Origin of the sequence: Streptomyces sp. SID12501 (genome assembly GCF_010550245.1) — a bacterium.
Lineage (GTDB): Bacteria > Actinomycetota > Actinomycetes > Streptomycetales > Streptomycetaceae > Streptomyces.
The window spans coordinates 28,077-42,936 of record NZ_JAAGLU010000045.1 but is presented as its reverse complement, the minus strand read 5'-3'; the positions used below and the strand labels follow the sequence as shown (position 1 = coordinate 42,936).

The 14,860-nt window shown below is 68.1% G+C and carries 11 protein-coding genes, 2 pseudogenes and 1 riboswitch; of the genes and pseudogenes, 6 read left to right on the top strand and 7 right to left on the bottom strand.

Going from position 1 to position 14,860, the window contains the following annotated elements; all coding sequences use genetic code 11:
• The first annotated feature begins 134 nt into the window (after window positions 1–134).
• Both cyc1 and G3I71_RS38810 read left to right on the top strand, forming a co-directional pair.
• On the top strand, window positions 135–1,220 hold the full coding sequence (gene cyc1 / locus G3I71_RS38815) for an epi-isozizaene synthase (protein ID WP_164322581.1): 1,086 nt from the start codon (window positions 135–137) through the stop codon (window positions 1,218–1,220).
• The gene (locus G3I71_RS38810; protein ID WP_164322522.1) at window positions 1,217–2,587 is read left to right on the top strand and encodes a cytochrome P450; all 1,371 of its coding nucleotides are present in this window, start codon (window positions 1,217–1,219) and stop codon (window positions 2,585–2,587) included. Before cyc1 ends, G3I71_RS38810 begins: the two co-directional genes overlap by 4 nt.
• Window positions 2,588–2,617: 30 nt before the next feature.
• Here G3I71_RS38810 and G3I71_RS38805 read toward each other — a convergent pair whose 3' ends face one another.
• Window positions 2,618–3,580, bottom strand: a complete 963-nt coding sequence (locus G3I71_RS38805; protein ID WP_164322520.1) for a GlxA family transcriptional regulator — start codon at window positions 3,578–3,580, stop codon at window positions 2,618–2,620.
• Between the two features lie 93 nt (window positions 3,581–3,673).
• Between G3I71_RS38805 and G3I71_RS38800 the strand changes: the two genes are divergently transcribed.
• Window positions 3,674–3,895, top strand: a complete 222-nt coding sequence (locus G3I71_RS38800) for a hypothetical protein (protein ID WP_164322465.1) — start codon at window positions 3,674–3,676, stop codon at window positions 3,893–3,895.
• Here G3I71_RS38800 and G3I71_RS38795 read toward each other — a convergent pair.
• The 5 genes and pseudogenes from G3I71_RS38795 to G3I71_RS51680 all read right to left on the bottom strand — a co-directional run.
• Window positions 3,862–4,359, bottom strand: a complete 498-nt coding sequence (locus tag G3I71_RS38795; RefSeq protein ID WP_203732514.1) for a hypothetical protein — start codon at window positions 4,357–4,359, stop codon at window positions 3,862–3,864. The genes G3I71_RS38800 and G3I71_RS38795 overlap by 34 nt on opposite strands.
• Window positions 4,360–4,486: 127 nt before the next feature.
• Window positions 4,487–6,556 (bottom strand): putative Ig domain-containing protein, encoded by a 2,070-nt coding sequence (locus G3I71_RS38790; protein WP_164322518.1) that lies wholly within the window; start codon window positions 6,554–6,556, stop codon window positions 4,487–4,489.
• Between the two features lie 308 nt (window positions 6,557–6,864).
• Window positions 6,865–7,890, bottom strand: a complete 1,026-nt coding sequence (locus G3I71_RS38785; RefSeq protein WP_164322516.1) for a ribonucleotide-diphosphate reductase subunit beta — start codon at window positions 7,888–7,890, stop codon at window positions 6,865–6,867.
• Window positions 7,890–10,274: a ribonucleoside-diphosphate reductase subunit alpha gene (locus tag G3I71_RS38780; RefSeq protein ID WP_164322514.1), complete on the bottom strand. Its 2,385-nt coding sequence runs from the start codon at window positions 10,272–10,274 to the stop codon at window positions 7,890–7,892. The genes G3I71_RS38785 and G3I71_RS38780 overlap by 1 nt, the downstream gene beginning before the upstream one ends.
• Window positions 10,275–10,421: 147 nt before the next feature.
• A riboswitch (cobalamin riboswitch) is annotated at window positions 10,422–10,500 on the bottom strand.
• Window positions 10,501–10,736: 236 nt separating this feature from the next.
• Window positions 10,737–10,838: pseudogene (locus G3I71_RS51680) on the bottom strand (RNA-guided endonuclease TnpB family protein); the annotation flags it as partial.
• A gap of 83 nt (window positions 10,839–10,921) precedes the next feature.
• Here G3I71_RS51680 and tnpA point away from each other — a divergent pair.
• A pseudogene (gene tnpA / locus G3I71_RS38775) lies at window positions 10,922–11,110 on the top strand (IS200/IS605 family transposase); the annotation flags it as partial.
• A gap of 128 nt (window positions 11,111–11,238) precedes the next feature.
• On the opposite strand, the gene G3I71_RS38770 reads toward tnpA, so the two are convergent.
• Window positions 11,239–12,003 (bottom strand): GntR family transcriptional regulator, encoded by a 765-nt coding sequence (locus G3I71_RS38770; RefSeq protein ID WP_164322512.1) that lies wholly within the window; start codon window positions 12,001–12,003, stop codon window positions 11,239–11,241.
• Between the two features lie 401 nt (window positions 12,004–12,404).
• On the opposite strand from G3I71_RS38770, the gene G3I71_RS38765 reads away from it, so the two are divergent.
• Window positions 12,405–13,688 carry an extracellular solute-binding protein gene (locus G3I71_RS38765; RefSeq protein WP_164322510.1) on the top strand — a complete coding sequence of 428 codons (1,284 nt, stop codon included), beginning with the start codon at window positions 12,405–12,407 and terminating at the stop codon, window positions 13,686–13,688.
• 165 nt (window positions 13,689–13,853) lie between these two features.
• On the top strand, window positions 13,854–14,855 hold the full coding sequence (locus G3I71_RS38760) for a carbohydrate ABC transporter permease (RefSeq protein WP_164322507.1): 1,002 nt from the start codon (window positions 13,854–13,856) through the stop codon (window positions 14,853–14,855).
• The last annotated feature ends 5 nt before the right edge of the window (window positions 14,856–14,860 follow it).

Sequence of the window (14,860 nt, the reverse complement as noted above, 5' to 3'; positions counted from 1 at the left end):
TAGTGAAGGAAGCAAATACGTTCCCAGAACGGTCAGTTGTAGTGCTGAATGGGAACTGCGGGGATACGCAACGGCGCACGCCCGGCACAGCGGGAGGGGTGTTGCGCCAACTCGCGGCTGAGAGGGGTTTGTTCGTGCCTGCTTTCCCACACAGCACCTCACCGGCGACACCAGCGGTAGCGATCCCACCATCACTGGCCTTACCTGTGATCGAGGCGGCGTTTCCCCGGCAACTGCATCCGTATTGGCCCCAACTGCAGGAGAGGACCAGGGGCTGGCTGCTGGAAAAACGCCTCATGTCGGCGGACAAGGTCGCAGAATATGCCGACGGTCTTTGCTACACCGACCTCATGGCCGGGTACTACCTCGGCGCCCCGGACGACGTACTCCAGGCGATAGCGGACTTCAGTGCCTGGTTCTTCGTCTGGGACGACCGCCACGACCGCGACATCGTGCATGGCCGGCCCGCCGCCTGGCGGCATCTCAAGGGCCGGCTCCACGCCGCGCTGGACGCACCCGGGATGTATCTGTACCACCGGGACCCGCTGGTCGCGGGGTTCGCGGACAGTGTCCTGCGCCTGTACTCGTTCCTGGGCAGGAGGTGGAACGCCCGCTTCGCGCGGCACTTCCACGAGGTGATCGACGCGTACGACCGCGAATTCCGAAACCGCACAAACGGAACCGTGCCGAAAGTCGAGGAATACCTCGAACTTCGGCGGCTCACCTTCGCGCACTGGATCTGGACCGATCTCCTGGAGCCCAGCGCGGGATGCGAACTCCCGAGCGTGGTGCGGAAACACCCCGCATTCCACCGGGCGGCGCTGCTGAGTCAGGAATTCGCCGCCTGGTACAACGACCTCTGCTCACTCCCGAAGGAACTCGCGGGTGACGAGGTGCACAATCTCGGGATCAGTCTCATACGGCACGACGGGCTGACACTCGAAGAGGCCATCACGGAAGTCAGGGGGCGGGTCGAGAGGACAGTTCTGGAATTCCTCTCGAAGGAACAGGAAGCGCGCAGGTTCGCCGAATCACTCGACGACGGCAGCGCGCGCGGAAAGCAAATCAGCACCGCCGTGATCGTCTGTCTCGGCAATATGCGGAACTGGTTCAGTTCCGTCTACTGGTTCCACCACGAGTCCGGCCGCTACATGGTCGACAACTGGGACGACCGCTCCACACCCCCGTACGTCAACAACGAAGCGGCAGGTGAGAAATGACCGTCGAATCAGTACGTCCCGTGTCCCCCCACGCCAGGGAGCTGCCCGATCCGCCCTTCGCGGGCGGCGGTGTCCCGCTTCTCGGCCACGGCTGGCAGCTGGTCCGCGACCCGCTGGGCTACTTCGCCCGGCTCCGCGACCACGGCGACGTCGTACGGCTGAAACTCGGCCCCAAGACGGTGTACGCCGCCACCGCGCCGGAACTGGTCGGAGAACTCGCGCTGAACCCCGACTACATCATCGGCGGCCCGCTGTGGGAGTCCCTCGAAGGGCTGCTCGGCAAGGAGGGCGTGGCCACCGCCAACGGGCCCACCCACCGGCGCCAACGGCGCACCATACAGCCCGCGTTCAGGTTGGACGTCCTCCCCGAGTACGGACCGATCATGGCGGAGGAGGCGCAGGCGTTCGCCCGGCGCTGGCAGCCCGGCGAGATCATCGACTGCACCGCGGAGTCCTTCCGGATCGCCGTGCGCATCGCGGCCCGCTGTCTGCTGCGCGGCGACTACATGGACGAGCGGGCCGAACGCCTGTGCGCCGCGCTCGCCACGGTGTTCCTGGGGATGTACCGGCGCATGGTGATCCCGGCGGGGCCGCTCTACCGGCTTCCGCTGCCGGCCAACCTCAAATTCAACCGGGCCCTGGCCGATATGCATCTTGTCGTCGACGAGATCGTGGCCGAGCGCCGGGCATCCGGTCAAAATCCGGACGATTTGCTGACGGCTTTGCTGACGGCGAAGAACGAGAATGGCGACCCCATAGGCGAACAGGAGATCCATGACCAGGTCATCGCCATAGTCACTCCGGGCGCCGAAACCGTCGCCTCCACGATCATGTCCCTGCTCCAGGTCCTCGCCGAACAGCCGGAACACGCCGACAAGGTGGCCGAGGAGGCGGAATCGGTCGGGGGCGACCGAGCGGTCGCATTCGAGGACGTCCGCAAGCTGGCGCACACGAACAATGTCGTCGTCGAGACGATGCGTTTGCAGCCGCCCGTATGGATATTGACACGGCGGGCGGTGGCCGAGACCGAGCTGGGCGGCTATCGGATTCCAGCCGGTGCCGATCTCGTGTACAGCCCGTACGCGATACAGCGCGATCCGCGTTCGTACGAGCGGAACACCGAGTTCGACCCCGACCGCTGGCTTCCGGAACGTGTCAAGGACCTGCCCAAGTACGCGATGACCCCGTTCGGCGTGGGCAACCGCAAGTGTCCGAGTGACCATTTCTCGATGGCCATGCTGACCATCCTCACGGCCGAGGTGGCCAGGCGGTGGCGCTTCGAACGCGTGCCCGGATCGCGCGACGCGGTCCGCGTGGGCATCACCCTGCACCCGGACCGGATGCTGCTGCGGGCGACAGCCCGCTGAAGGGGCCCGGGCGGTGGAACCGGCGTACGTTCAGGCGGCCTCCGGGCCCTTGAACGTACGCCGGTAGGCCTGCGGGGTGGTCCCCAGCGACCGTACGAACTGGTGGCGCAGCGCCGCCGCGGTGCCGAACCCGGTGCGCCAGGCGATGGCGTCCATCGTCTCGTCCGTCGCCTCCAGCAACTGCTGGGCCAGCAGTACGCGTTGCCGCAGAATCCAGCGGTAGGGCGTGGTGCCCGTCTCCTGCTGGAAGCGGCGGGCGAAGGTGCGGGGCGACATGTGGGCGCGCTCGGAGAGCTGCTCGACGGTCACCTCCTCGTCGAGGTTGCGCTCCATCCACACGAGCACCTCCCCGACGGTGTCGCACCGCGACCGGGGCAGGGGCCGCTCGATGTACTGGGCCTGGCCGCCGTCCCGGTGCGGCGGTACGACCATCCGGCGGGCGATGGCGTTGGCGACCTCGGGCCCGTGCTCCTGCCGTACGAGGTGCAGACAGGCGTCGATCCCGGCGGCCGTACCGGCGGAGGTGATCACCGGCCCCGCGTCGACGTACAGCACGTCCGGCTCGACCCGGACCCGCGGATAGCGCCGGGCCAGCTCGTCGGCGTGCCGCCAGTGCACCGCGCACCGCCGGCCGTCCAGCAGGCCCGCGGCGGCGAGCACGAAGACCCCGGAACAGACGCTGAGCACCCGGGCCCCGCGCTCCACGGCCCGCCGAAGCGCGTCCAGCAGCTCCGGCGGATACTCCCGGTCCGCATAGGTCTGCCCGGCCGGCACGGCGATCAGGTCGGCCGTCTCCAGACGCTCCAGCCCGTGTTCCGTACTCACCGAGAAGCCCGCGTGGGTGCTCAGCGTCGGTCCCTCGGCCGAGGCGACGGCGAAGTCGTACACAGGCAGGCCCTCGTCGCTGCGGTCGAGGCCGAAGACCTCGCAGACGACGCCGAGTTCGAAGGGATGCACTCCGTTGAGCAGAATCACGGCCACGTTTTCGAGCATGTCTCCAGTGTGCCTCGGCATTGGCAGGAAATCGAGGGTGTGCGGCAGTCCTGCCACTGACGGTCAGGAGCATTCGGCGCGAGACTAATGTCCATGAACACAGCAACGGACAACATCGTCGGAATCCTCGTCGTCGTCGCGGTCTTCGTGGCCCTGGCCCTCCCGTCCCTGATCGGCATGGCGCGCGACCGGCGCATCGACCGCCAGCTCCGCGAGGCCCAGCAGACTCGCCGGGAGGCCGAGCGGATCGGCCCCACGACGCTCCCCGTACGGCGGCAGCGCTACTTCACCACCACGGTGACCCACCACTCCTGAATCGCCCGGCACGAGACCTGGCCGGTCCGGGTGGCGCACAGCGGCCGCGTGGACTCCAGCCGGGTCCTGCCTGTCGATACGGCCTTGAAGGCGGCGCTCGCGTCGCCGGGTAGCAGGACGAGCCCGCTGTTGGTGGCCGCCAGGCCGGGACCGCTCACGGTGACCGGTTTCCAGGGCCGCTCGGAGGTTCCGTCCAGGCTGATACGGACGGTGTCGCCAACCGCCAGGCACACTGTGCGGCCGCTGTCGCGGGCGCCGAGCGTCGTCACCGCCGTACAGTCCGCGGGACTCGGCGTCGGGCTCGTCGGGCTCGTCGGTCTAGTGGTGGGGGCGGGCGAGGGAGCGGACGACACGCTGTTGCCGCCGTCCTTGCCGCTGTCGGCGCGCTCGGTGCAGCCCGCGACGGTGAGCGTGAGTGTGAGTGCCGCGAGGGCGAGGGTCGTGCGGCGGATCGTTCGGCGCATAGGGGGGCCTCCTCTTTCCTTCGACGTGTCACCCGCCCGTCCGGATCCCACACCTCATCTCGCACCTCATCCCGCACCGGAGCCCCGGCCGCGAAGGCGGCGGCCGGGGCTCCGGTGCGGGTGGTGGTCAGCTGGTCGTGACGGCGGTGTCGTCGAGGACGAAGCTGGTCTGGAGCGAGGAGTCCTCGACACCGCTGAACTTCAGGGTGACGGTGGAGCCGGCGTACGAGGACAGGTCGAAGGACTTCTGGGCGTAGCCCGAGGCGGCGTTGAGGTTCGAGTACGTCGCCAGGGTGGTCGATCCGGCGGTGACCGTCAGTTTGTCGTAGGCGGTGCTGGTGGAGGTCTCCTTGGTGTCGACGTGCAGGTAGAAGGTGTAGGTGGCCTTGCAGCCGCTGGGCACGGTCACCGACTGGGACAGCGTGTCGGTGTGCGCGGAGCCGTAGCCGTCCAGCCAGGCGTAGTACGAGCCGGCGTGCGCCGCCTCGCTGGTGGAGTTGCTGATGACGCTGGTGGAAGCGGTCCAGGTGGTGTTGCCCGACTCGAAGCCGGGGTTGCCGAGCAGCTGGGACGAGGTGCAGGTGCTGCTGGTCGACCCGACGGTCCAGCTGAAGGAGGCGGAACCGGAGGCGCCGGTGCTGTCGCTCGCGGTCACGGTGACCTGGTACGTGCCCGCGGTGGACGCCGTACCGGAGATCAGGCCGGTCGAGCTGCTGATCGACAGCCCGGTCGGCAGGCCGCTCGCGCTGTAGGTGAGGGTCGCCGACGCGCTGTCGGTCGCGCTGATCTGCAGGCTGACCGCGCTGCCGGTGGTGGTCGACTGACTGCCCGGGCTGGTGACGGTCACCGTGTTGCCCGTGCTGGTGCCCGAGGTGAAGGCGGTGGTGCCGTTGGGGGTGCCCCAGCCGGTCGGACCGTCGTAGCCGGTGGCCGCGGTGCAGAAGTACGAGGTGGTGCAGGAGCCGTTGTTGCCGCTGGTGACGTCGTACAGGTTGCTCGTGTGGCTGTAGGGGTACTTCGCCGGGTAGTCACTGGAACCCGGGGTACCGGCCAGCGCGTACACACCCGCGATGATCGGAGCCGAGGCGCTCGTGCCCCCGTAGACGGCCCAGCCGGAACCGCCGTAGGTGTCGTAGACGGCCACACCGGTGGCGGGGTCGGCGACGGCGGAGACGTCCGCCTCCATGCGCTTGGTGCACCCGGTGTCGGTCTGCCAGCTCGGCTTGGCGTCGTACGCCGAGCAGCCGGACCCGGTCCCCTCCGTGCTGCTGGTCTTCCACACGGACTCGGTCCAGCCGCGGGAGTTGGAGGACGTGGAGAGGGCGGTGCCGCCAACCGCGGTCACGTACTGGGAGGTTGCCGGGTACTCGGCGCCGTACGCGCTGTCACCCGAGCTGACCGTGATCGCGACACCGGGGTGCTTGAAGTACGAGGTGTCCTCGGTCGTCTGGGAGGACGCCTCGTCGCCGCCCCAGCTGTTGGACACGAACTTCGCGCCGAGCGCCACGGCCTCGTTCTCGGCGGTGCCGAGGTCGGAGTCGGTGGCGGAGCTCGCCTCGACGAGGATGATGCTGCAGTTGGGGCAGACGGCGCTGACCATGTCGAGGTCGAGCGCCTCCTCGCCGGCCCAGCCGGTGTCGTTGGTCGGCAGCGAGGTCGTCGAACCGGTCTGACTGACCTGCTTGAAGCAGCCGCTGGCCTTGGTGCAGGCGGACAGGCCGTACGTCGAACGGTAAGTGGCCAGGTCCGCCTCGGCGTTGGGGTCGTTGTACGCGTCGACGATGGCAACGGTCAGGCCGGAGCCGCCCGTTGACGGGAGGTTGTAGGCGCTGTGCAGGTTGGCAGGGCTGAGCCCGGACGGCGTGGCGGCAGCGGCTGCGGCGGCGAGCCGCTGCTTGATGTCGGTCCGGCGCTGGGCGAAACAGGAGACGTGACCGGGCTCGGCGGTGGCGCAGAGATGCGTGGTCGGCACCTTCTGGCCGGCCTTGCCGGTCGAGTGGAACGTCTGCCGGTCCGGGGAGGTGAGGGCCTTGGAGTTCTGGGTGACCCGGGAGGTGCTCGCGGCTACGTGCGCCGCGGGCACCGCGTGTGCCGGCACCGCGACGAGCCCGGCGAGGCCGAGGGCGGCGGCGGGTACGGCGGCGGCCAGGAGTCTTCGCAGGCTCCGGCCGGGCTTACCGGTAGGTGTCTTACGCATGGGGGTACTGCCTCCGTCGTTGGAGTGGGGTTCTCGACGTTGGTGGCAGGCCTGTGACGCGCGTAGCGGCAGCAGTGCGCGTTATCGTCATGGGCATGACACTTTTAGCATCCGTGATGCCGTTGTGCGCATGATCGGATGGCCAGAAAGTAGCCGGGGCCGACAAGACCGGAACAGATGCGTCGGAAGAACTTTGCCGCTCCATAGGAGGTCCATGGACGGCCGATGGACGGTCCATGGGCGAGGCCCCGCACTTCATGGTGCCGGGCTTACTCTTCGGTAAGCCCGGCACCATCAGTGACGTGGCGTCAGAAATCCTCGTCGAGGTCGACCGTGCCCTCCACGGCCACCTGGTACGCCGACGGGCGGCGCTCGAAGAAGTTGGTCAGCTCCTGGACCCCTTGAAGCTCCATGAAGGAGAAGGGGTTCTCGGAGCCGTACACCGGGGCGAAGCCCAGGCGGGCCAGCCGCTGGTCGGCGACACACTCCAGGTACTGCCGCATCGACTCGGTGTTCATGCCCGGCAGGCCCTCACCGCACAGGTCCCGGCCGAACTGGAGTTCCGCCTCGACCGCCTCCCGCATCATGTCGGTCACCTGCTGCTGAAGCCGCTCGTCGAACAGCTCCGGCTCCTCCTTGCGGACGGTGTCGACCACCTCGAACGCGAAGCTCATGTGCATGGTCTCGTCCCGGAAGACCCAGTTCGTGCCGGTGGCCAGGCCGTGCAGGAGTCCCCGGCTGCGGAACCAGTAGACGTAGGCGAAAGCACCGTAGAAGAACAGGCCCTCGATGCACGCGGCGAAGCAGATGAGATTGAGGAGGAAGCGGCGGCGGTCGGCCTGGGTCTCCAGCCGGTCGAGCTTCTCGACCTCGTTGATCCACCTGAAGCAGAACTCGGCCTTCGCGCGGATCGACGGGATGCTCTCCACCGCGTCGAAGGCCGCGGCCCGGTCCGCCGGGTCGGGGAGGTAGGTGTCGAGGAGCGTCAGATAGAACTGGACGTGCACGGCCTCCTCGAAGAGCTGGCGGCTCAAGTACAGCCGCGCCTCCGGGGAGTTGATGTGCTTGTAGAGCGTGAGCACCAGGTTGTTCGAGACGATCGAGTCGCCCGTCGCGAAGAACGCGACCAGCCGGCCGATCATGTGCTGCTCGCCCTCGGACAGCTTCGCCAGGTCGGAGACGTCCGAGTGGAGGTCGACCTCCTCGACGGTCCAGGTGTTCTTGATGGCGTCCCGGTAGCGCTCGTAGAAGTCCGGGTAGCGCATGGGGCGGAGGGTGAGTTCGAAGCCCGGGTCGAGCAGGTTCTTCTCGGTCTTCTCAGGTGCGATGGTCATTACTGGCAGGCCTCGCAGGACTCGGGGTTTTCCAGGGAGCAGGCGACGGCGTCGGGGTCGGCGGCCTGCTGGACGGGGACGGTGGCCTGCGCGGCACGGGCGATACGGGTCGCCGGGCGGGAGCGCAGGTAGTACGTCGTCTTCAGGCCCGACTTCCAGGCGTACGCGTACATCGAGGAGAGCTTGCCGATGGTCGGCGTCTCCAGGAACAGGTTCAGGGACTGCGACTGGTCCAGGAACGGCGTCCGCGCCGCCGCCATGTCGATGAGCCCGCGCTGCGGGATCTCCCATGCCGTGCGGTACAGGGCGCGTACGTCGGCCGGGATCCAGGCGAAGTCCTGCACCGAGCCGTTCGACTCGCGCAGCGCCTCCCGGGTGCGGGCGTCCCACACACCGAGGTCCTTCAACTCCCGTACCAGGTAGGAGTTGACCTGGAGGAACTCGCCGGACAGCGTCTCGCGCTTGAACAGGTTGGAGACCTGCGGCTCGATGCACTCGTACACGCCGGCGATCGAGGCGATGGTGGCCGTGGGCGCGATCGCCAGGAGCAGGGAGTTGCGCATCCCGGTCGCGGCGATACGTTCCCGAAGCGCCGACCAGCGCTCGGGCCAGTTCAGCTCCACGTCGTAGTGGTCGGGGTGCAGCACACCGCGGGCCGTACGGGTCTTCTCCCAGGCCGGGAGCGGGCCGCCCCGCTCGGCGAGGTCGGCGGAGGCCTCGTACGCGGCGAGCATGACGCGCTCGGCGATGCGCGTGGAGAGGGCCTTGGCCTCGGGCGAGTCGAAGGGGACGCGCAGCTTGAAGAAGACGTCCTGGAGGCCCATCGCGCCCAGGCCGACCGGACGCCACCGCGCGTTCGAGCGGCCCGCCTGCTCGGTCGGGTAGAAGTTGATGTCGACGACCCGGTCGAGGAAGGTGACGGCGGTACGGACCGTCTCGTCCAGCCGCTCCCAGTCGATGTCACCGGCCGCCGTATCGACGAACGCGCCGAGGTTGACCGAGCCCAGGTTGCAGACCGCGGTCTCCCCGTCGTCCGTGACCTCCAGGATCTCGGTGCACAGGTTCGAGGAGTGGACGACACTGCCCGGCTCGGCCGTCTGGTTGGCGGTCCGGTTGGCTGCGTCCTTGAAGGTCATCCAGCCTTGGCCGGTCTGCGCGAGCGTGCGCATCATGCGGCCGTACAGATCGCGGGCCGGGATGGTCTTCCGGGCGAGCCCGGCCTCCTCGGCCAACCGGTAGGTGGCGTCGAACTCGTCGCCCCACAGGTCGACCAGTTCGGGCACGTCGGAGGGGGAGAAGAGCGACCAGAGCGCGTCCGCGTTCACCCGGCGCATGAACTCGTCCGGGATCCAGTGCGCGAGGTTCAGGTTGTGCGTACGGCGGGCGTCCTCACCCGTGTTGTCGCGCAGCTCCAGGAACTCCTCGATGTCGGAGTGCCAGGTCTCCAGGTACACCGCGGCGGCACCCTTGCGCCGGCCGCCCTGGTTCACGGCGGCGACGGAGGCGTCCAGCGTCTTCAGGAACGGCACGATGCCGTTGGAGTGCCCGTTGGTGCCGCGGATCAGCGAACCGCGGCTGCGGATCCGGGAGTACGACAGCCCGATGCCACCGGCGTGCTTCGAGAGTCGGGCGACCTGGTGGTAGCGGTCGTAGATGGAGTCCAGCTCGTCGACGGGCGAGTCGAGGAGGTAGCAGGACGACATCTGGGGGTGCCGGGTACCGGAGTTGAAGAGCGTGGGGGAGGAGGGGAGGTAGTCGAGGCGGCTCATCAGCCGGTAGAGCGCGGCGACTTCGTCCAGCCCTCGAATGGTGTCGTCCTCGGCGAGACCGCTCGCCACGCGCAGCATGAAGTGCTGGGGCGTCTCGATGACCCGGCGCGTGATCGGGTGGCGCAGGAGGTACCGGCTGTGGAGAGTGCGCAGCCCGAAGTACCCGAAGCGGTCGTCGCCCTCGACGTCGATCAGGTTGTTCAGACGGTCCGTGTGCAGCCGTACGAACTCGGCGGTGCGGTCGGCGATCAGGCCCTCCCGGTGGCCGACCGCGACCGACTCGGAGAAGGACGTGACGCCCTGTGAGGCGGCCTCCGCGGCGATGGTGACGGTCAGCAGGCGGGCGGCCAGCCGGGAGTAGGCGGGGTCCTCGGAGATGAGGCCGGCCGCGGCCTCGGTGGCCAGCTCGCGCAACTCCGACACGTCGGCCCGCACGGACCTGCCGCGCAGCGCGGCGGCGGCGACCCGGCCGGGGTCGGCGTCGGGAAGGTCGGCGGTCAGCTCGGTCAGGATCCGCAGCAGCGCGGCACCGGGACCGTCCGTCTCCACTGGCGCCACTGGGATCAGTGGGGCCACTGCGGTCGCTGAAGCCGGTTCGGCTGGCGCGATGGTCACGTGGGGCTCTCCCTCGCTCGGCACGGGGCCTTGCGGAGGGCAGCGGGGCACACGGACGCCTTACGGGTACGCGCGCGTCCACCGGCCCACTCCACGAGGCCCGGACGTCAGACGCCCGGACCGGTTGGGCCGGGCGTGCTGTCGACAGGTCCTCGGACTGGAAACGCGCACAAAACGTGCGTGAGTACACCGTTGCGGGACAGTTCCGGATTCGCACCGGATTCCCCTGCGGCGACAGCGAGCATGAGCATACATCTTGTGTCGGGCCCTGGAAGCACCCCCACATGTTGTGTCGTATCGGAGAGTTGAGCGCTTTGGGACGACGAGGGAGGTACGAGGGAGGTACGAGGGAGATGCGAGGGAGATGGGACGACGGGCCGCCGGATTTCTCCGGCGGCCCGTCGCGGAAGGCGTTCGCTCAGTGTGCGGAGCCCGCCGTGGCAGGCGGCAGTTCGACCGCCACGCCCGGGTCTCCCGGCTGCCGGGCGCGGCGCAGCCGCACGCCGAGCAGCGTCGGGAGGTGCCGGGGGCGGGGACCTTGGCCAGGGTGCCGCCGAGCCGGGCACGGTGACGCCCACGTCGATGCCGATGTCCGGCCCGGTTCTCCGTGTGGGCACGCTTGCCCACAGGCAGGTCCTTGGTCCAACAGGCGGAAGGTGTTCATCGACGCCATGCTGACCCGCACCGGGGAGACTGTGCGGGAGGTCTGCACCGGCTTCGAGGCCGAGCTGAAGCGGTTCAACGGCGAACAGGACCGCGTGCACCTGCTCGTGTGCTGCCGGCCCAAAGCCCAGCTCTCCAAGCTGGTGAATTCCCTCAAGGGCGTCAGCTCCCGCAGGCGCCACCAGGAATAGAACAGTTCGTGCGGCATGGCACCCCCTGAGCGCTGTCAAGCAGTACAACGGACAACCCCTGTTGGTGAGGGGAATCTGTCAGCAGCCGCAAAACCCGTTCGAGCGTGCGGTCAGTCGATCGGCCGCTTGAGCCGCGCGACGAACTTGTACCGGTCCCCCCGATAGACGGACCGCACCCATTCCACCGGCTGGCCGTCCCTGTCCAGCGAGTGCCGGGACAGCATCAGCATCGGCAGGCCCACGTCGGTGCCGAGCAGGCCGGCCTCGCGCGGGGTGGCCAGCGAGGTCTCGATGGTCTCCTCGGCTTCCGCGAGGTGGACGTCGTACACCTCGGCGAGGGCCGTGTAGAGGGACGTGTACTTCGCGAGTGACCTGCGCAGGGCGGGGAAGCGCTTCGCGGAGAGGTGGGTGGTCTCTATCGCCATCGGCTCGCCGTTCGCCATCCGAAGCCGCTCGATGCGCAGGACCCGCCCGCCCGCCGTGATGTCGAGCAGTTCGGCGAGGGCGTCGTCGGCGGTGATGTAGCCGATGTCGAGGAGCTGCGAGGTGGGTTCGAGGCCCTGGGCGCGCATGTCCTCGGTGTACGAGGTGAGTTGCAGCGTCTGGGAGACCTTCGGCTTGGCGACGAAGGTGCCCTTGCCCTGGATGCGTTCGAGCCGGCCCTCGACGACCAGTTCCTGGAGGGCCTGGCGCACGGTGGTGCGGGAGGTGTCGAACTCCGCCGCCAGCGTGCGCTCGGGTGGGACCGGGGTGCCGGGCGCCTGGGTCTCCGTCATGTCGAGCAGATGCTTCTTCAGGCGGTAGTACTTGGGCACGCGCGCGGTACGGACGGTAGCCCCACCCTCGTTCTCCGCACTGCTCACGTCGGTGCTCATGCTCCGCCTTCCCGGCTTTTGGTACCGCTTCGGCCGGCATCCCGCCGGTCCAAGTGCACATCGTGGCACGGTCGGCGCCGTGATTGACCTGTGAATGGTCTCCACGAGCCCTCGCGCGCTCCGTGATCCCCTCTGTATACCTTCACGCCCCCCGCTGGTCTAGTCCACCGCGCGGAAAGCCCCGCCCAAGGTTGCGCCCGTGCGCTCCCCTGAAGTGGTCTACCTCGTACCGGAGGGATGTGCTGGGTATTTCCGCCACTTTCTTACTTAAAGGTTCCTGCATATGTAGGTCGCATAACGGCTGGTCAAAGGCGTTCCCGCACCCTTGACACGTTGTTTGGTCTGAGCCAAGCTCCGCCTACTGGTCTACACCATTGGTCCAGCTCCCAGAGGAGGTTGGCGTGAAGCGCAAGCTGATAGCCGCGATCGGTATCGCGGGCATGATGGTCTCCATCGCGGCATGCGGGGACAGTGACAGCGGAAGCTCGGACAACTCGGGCGCCGACGCCAAGGAGCTGACCGTCTGGCTGACCGTGGACGCCCAGAACAACTGGCCCGAGCTGGTGAAGGCCGCCGACGCCACGCTGACCAAGAAGCACCCCGGCATCAAGATCAACCACGAGTACTACGGCTGGCCCGACAAGAACGCCAAGCTCGACGCCGTCCTCGCCACCGACAAGGCCCCCGACGTTGTCGAGATGGGCAACACCGAGATGCTCGGTTACATGGTCAAGGGCGCCTTCACCCCCTTGGACCCTGCGAAGTTCGACAACTCGGCCGCCTGGCTGGACGGCCTCAAGGCCTCCGTCACCTACGACGGCAAGACGTACGGCGTGCCCTACTACGCCGGTGGCCGCGTCGCCAACTGGCGCAAGGACGTGGCGGCTTCGGTCGGCGTCAAGTCCGCACCGAAGACCTACGCCGAACTCACCTCCGCCCTGGACAAGATCCAGAAGAAGGAGGGCGGCAAGTACAACGCCTGGTACCAGCCCACCCGTGACTGGTACGCCGCCATGTCCTTCGTGTACGACGCCGGCGGCTCGATCGCCGAGGAGTCGGGCGGGCAGTGGAAGGCGAGCCTGTCCTCCCCGGAGTCCGTCAAGGGCCTCACCGAGTTCAAGAACGTCATCGACAAGTACATGCACGGCGACAAGACCAAGGACGAGTCCGACCGCTACATCGTCTACGGCCAGGGCAGGACGAGCATGATCTTCGCCGCCGCGTGGGAGGGCGCGACCGCCGAGACGCCGGAGAACGACAAGACCGGCAAGCTCAAGGGCAACACGGAGAACTTCGTGATGCCCGGCCCGTCCGGCAAGAACATGCCGGTCTTCCTGGGCGGTTCGGACCTCGCCGTCCCGGTGAAGTCGAAGGCGCAGACGGTCGCCGCCGAGTGGATCAACGCCTACACCGGAGCGAGCGGCCAGAAGGGCCTGATCGCCAAGGGCAACCTGCCCAACAACAAGACCGACCTCGCCACCCTCAAGAGCGACCCGGCGACGGCGGTCCCGGCCACGGCGGCCGAGTCCAACTGGTTCGTGCCGATGGCACCGGGCTGGGGTCAGGTCGAGAAGGCCCAGATCCTGCAGACCATGCTGCAGAGCATCGGCACCGGCAAGAAGTCGGTCGAGGACGCCGCGAAGGAAGCGGACGCGGCGATCGACAAGGTCATCAACGTCAAGTAGCGAGCCGACGCGGGGCCCCACCACGGGGAGGGCCCCGCTCGCCCGCTGCCTGAAGGACCTGAAGGACCTGAAGTGCCTGAAGGATCTGAATGGGCCTGAAGGACCTGGACGACCTGGACGACCGCAACCACCGTACGACCTGAGGGACCGCTGAGGAGCGCGCGGATGAGTGCCGCTGATACGACCACACCTGCCAAGCTGCCGCCGCCGAAGCGGCACGCGCGGCCGTCTCCGCCAACCGGCACGGACGTACCGCCACCCGCAAGGCGGACCCCGAAGGCCACCGCCGCGATTCCGTGGGCCCTGCTCGCGCCCTGTCTGCTGATCCTCGCGCTGGTCCTCGGCTATCCCCTCGTGCGTCTGGTCACCCTGTCCTTCCAGAAGTTCGGGCAGTCCCAGCTGTGGGGCTTCCAGCCGGCCGAGTCGGTGGGCTTCGACAACTTCGGCAAGGTGCTCGGCGACAGCGAGTTCTGGGACGTCGTCGTCCGCACCATCGTCTTCGCCGTCGGGTGCGTGGTCCTCACGATGGTCGGCGGCATGCTGATCGCGCTGCTGCTCCAGCGGGTGAGCGGCTGGATGAAGACGCTCGTCAACATCGTCCTGGTGGCCAGTTGGGGCATGCCGATCATCGTGGCGACCACTGTCTTCAAGTGGCTGTTCGACTCCGACTACGGGATCGTCAACGCGCTGCTGAGCAGACTGCCGGGCGTCGAGCTGATCGGCCACAACTGGTTCGCGAGCGGACCGCAGGGCCTGGCCGTGATCATGCTGCTCGTCGTCTGGGGCGCGGTGCCGTTCGTGGTCATCACGCTCGGCGCGGGACTGACCCAGGTCCCGAAGGAGCTGGAGGAGGCGGCCCGGCTGGACGGCGCTGGCGCCTGGGGCGTCTTCCGTTACGTCACCCTCCCCATCCTCAAACCGATCATCGTGATGCTCACGACCCTGTCGGTCATCTGGGACATGGGTGTCTTCCCCCAGGTGTTCGTCATGCGGAACGGCCACCCGGAAGCCGAGTTCCAGCTCCTGACCACCTACTCCTACGACCGGGCCTTCGCCGTCAACGACTACGCCCAGGGCTCGGCGATCGCCCTGCTCACCGTGGTGCTGCTGCTCGGTGTCGTCGCCGTCTACATGCGCCAGATGCTGAAGATCGGAGACGTCGAATGAGCGGC

Coding starts and splice junctions, on each gene's coding strand:
- G3I71_RS38810 (WP_164322522.1), top strand. CDS start 1,217: ATGACCGTCGAATCAGTACGTCCCGTGTCCCCCCACGCCAGGGAGCTG.
- G3I71_RS38805 (WP_164322520.1), bottom strand. CDS start 3,580: ATGCTCGAAAACGTGGCCGTGATTCTGCTCAACGGAGTGCATCCCTTC.
- G3I71_RS38800 (WP_164322465.1), top strand. CDS start 3,674: ATGAACACAGCAACGGACAACATCGTCGGAATCCTCGTCGTCGTCGCG.
- G3I71_RS38795 (WP_203732514.1), bottom strand. CDS start 4,359: ATGCGCCGAACGATCCGCCGCACGACCCTCGCCCTCGCGGCACTCACA.
- G3I71_RS38790 (WP_164322518.1), bottom strand. CDS start 6,556: ATGCGTAAGACACCTACCGGTAAGCCCGGCCGGAGCCTGCGAAGACTC.
- G3I71_RS38785 (WP_164322516.1), bottom strand. CDS start 7,890: ATGACCATCGCACCTGAGAAGACCGAGAAGAACCTGCTCGACCCGGGC.
- G3I71_RS38770 (WP_164322512.1), bottom strand. CDS start 12,003: ATGAGCACCGACGTGAGCAGTGCGGAGAACGAGGGTGGGGCTACCGTC.
- G3I71_RS38760 (WP_164322507.1), top strand. CDS start 13,854: ATGAGTGCCGCTGATACGACCACACCTGCCAAGCTGCCGCCGCCGAAG.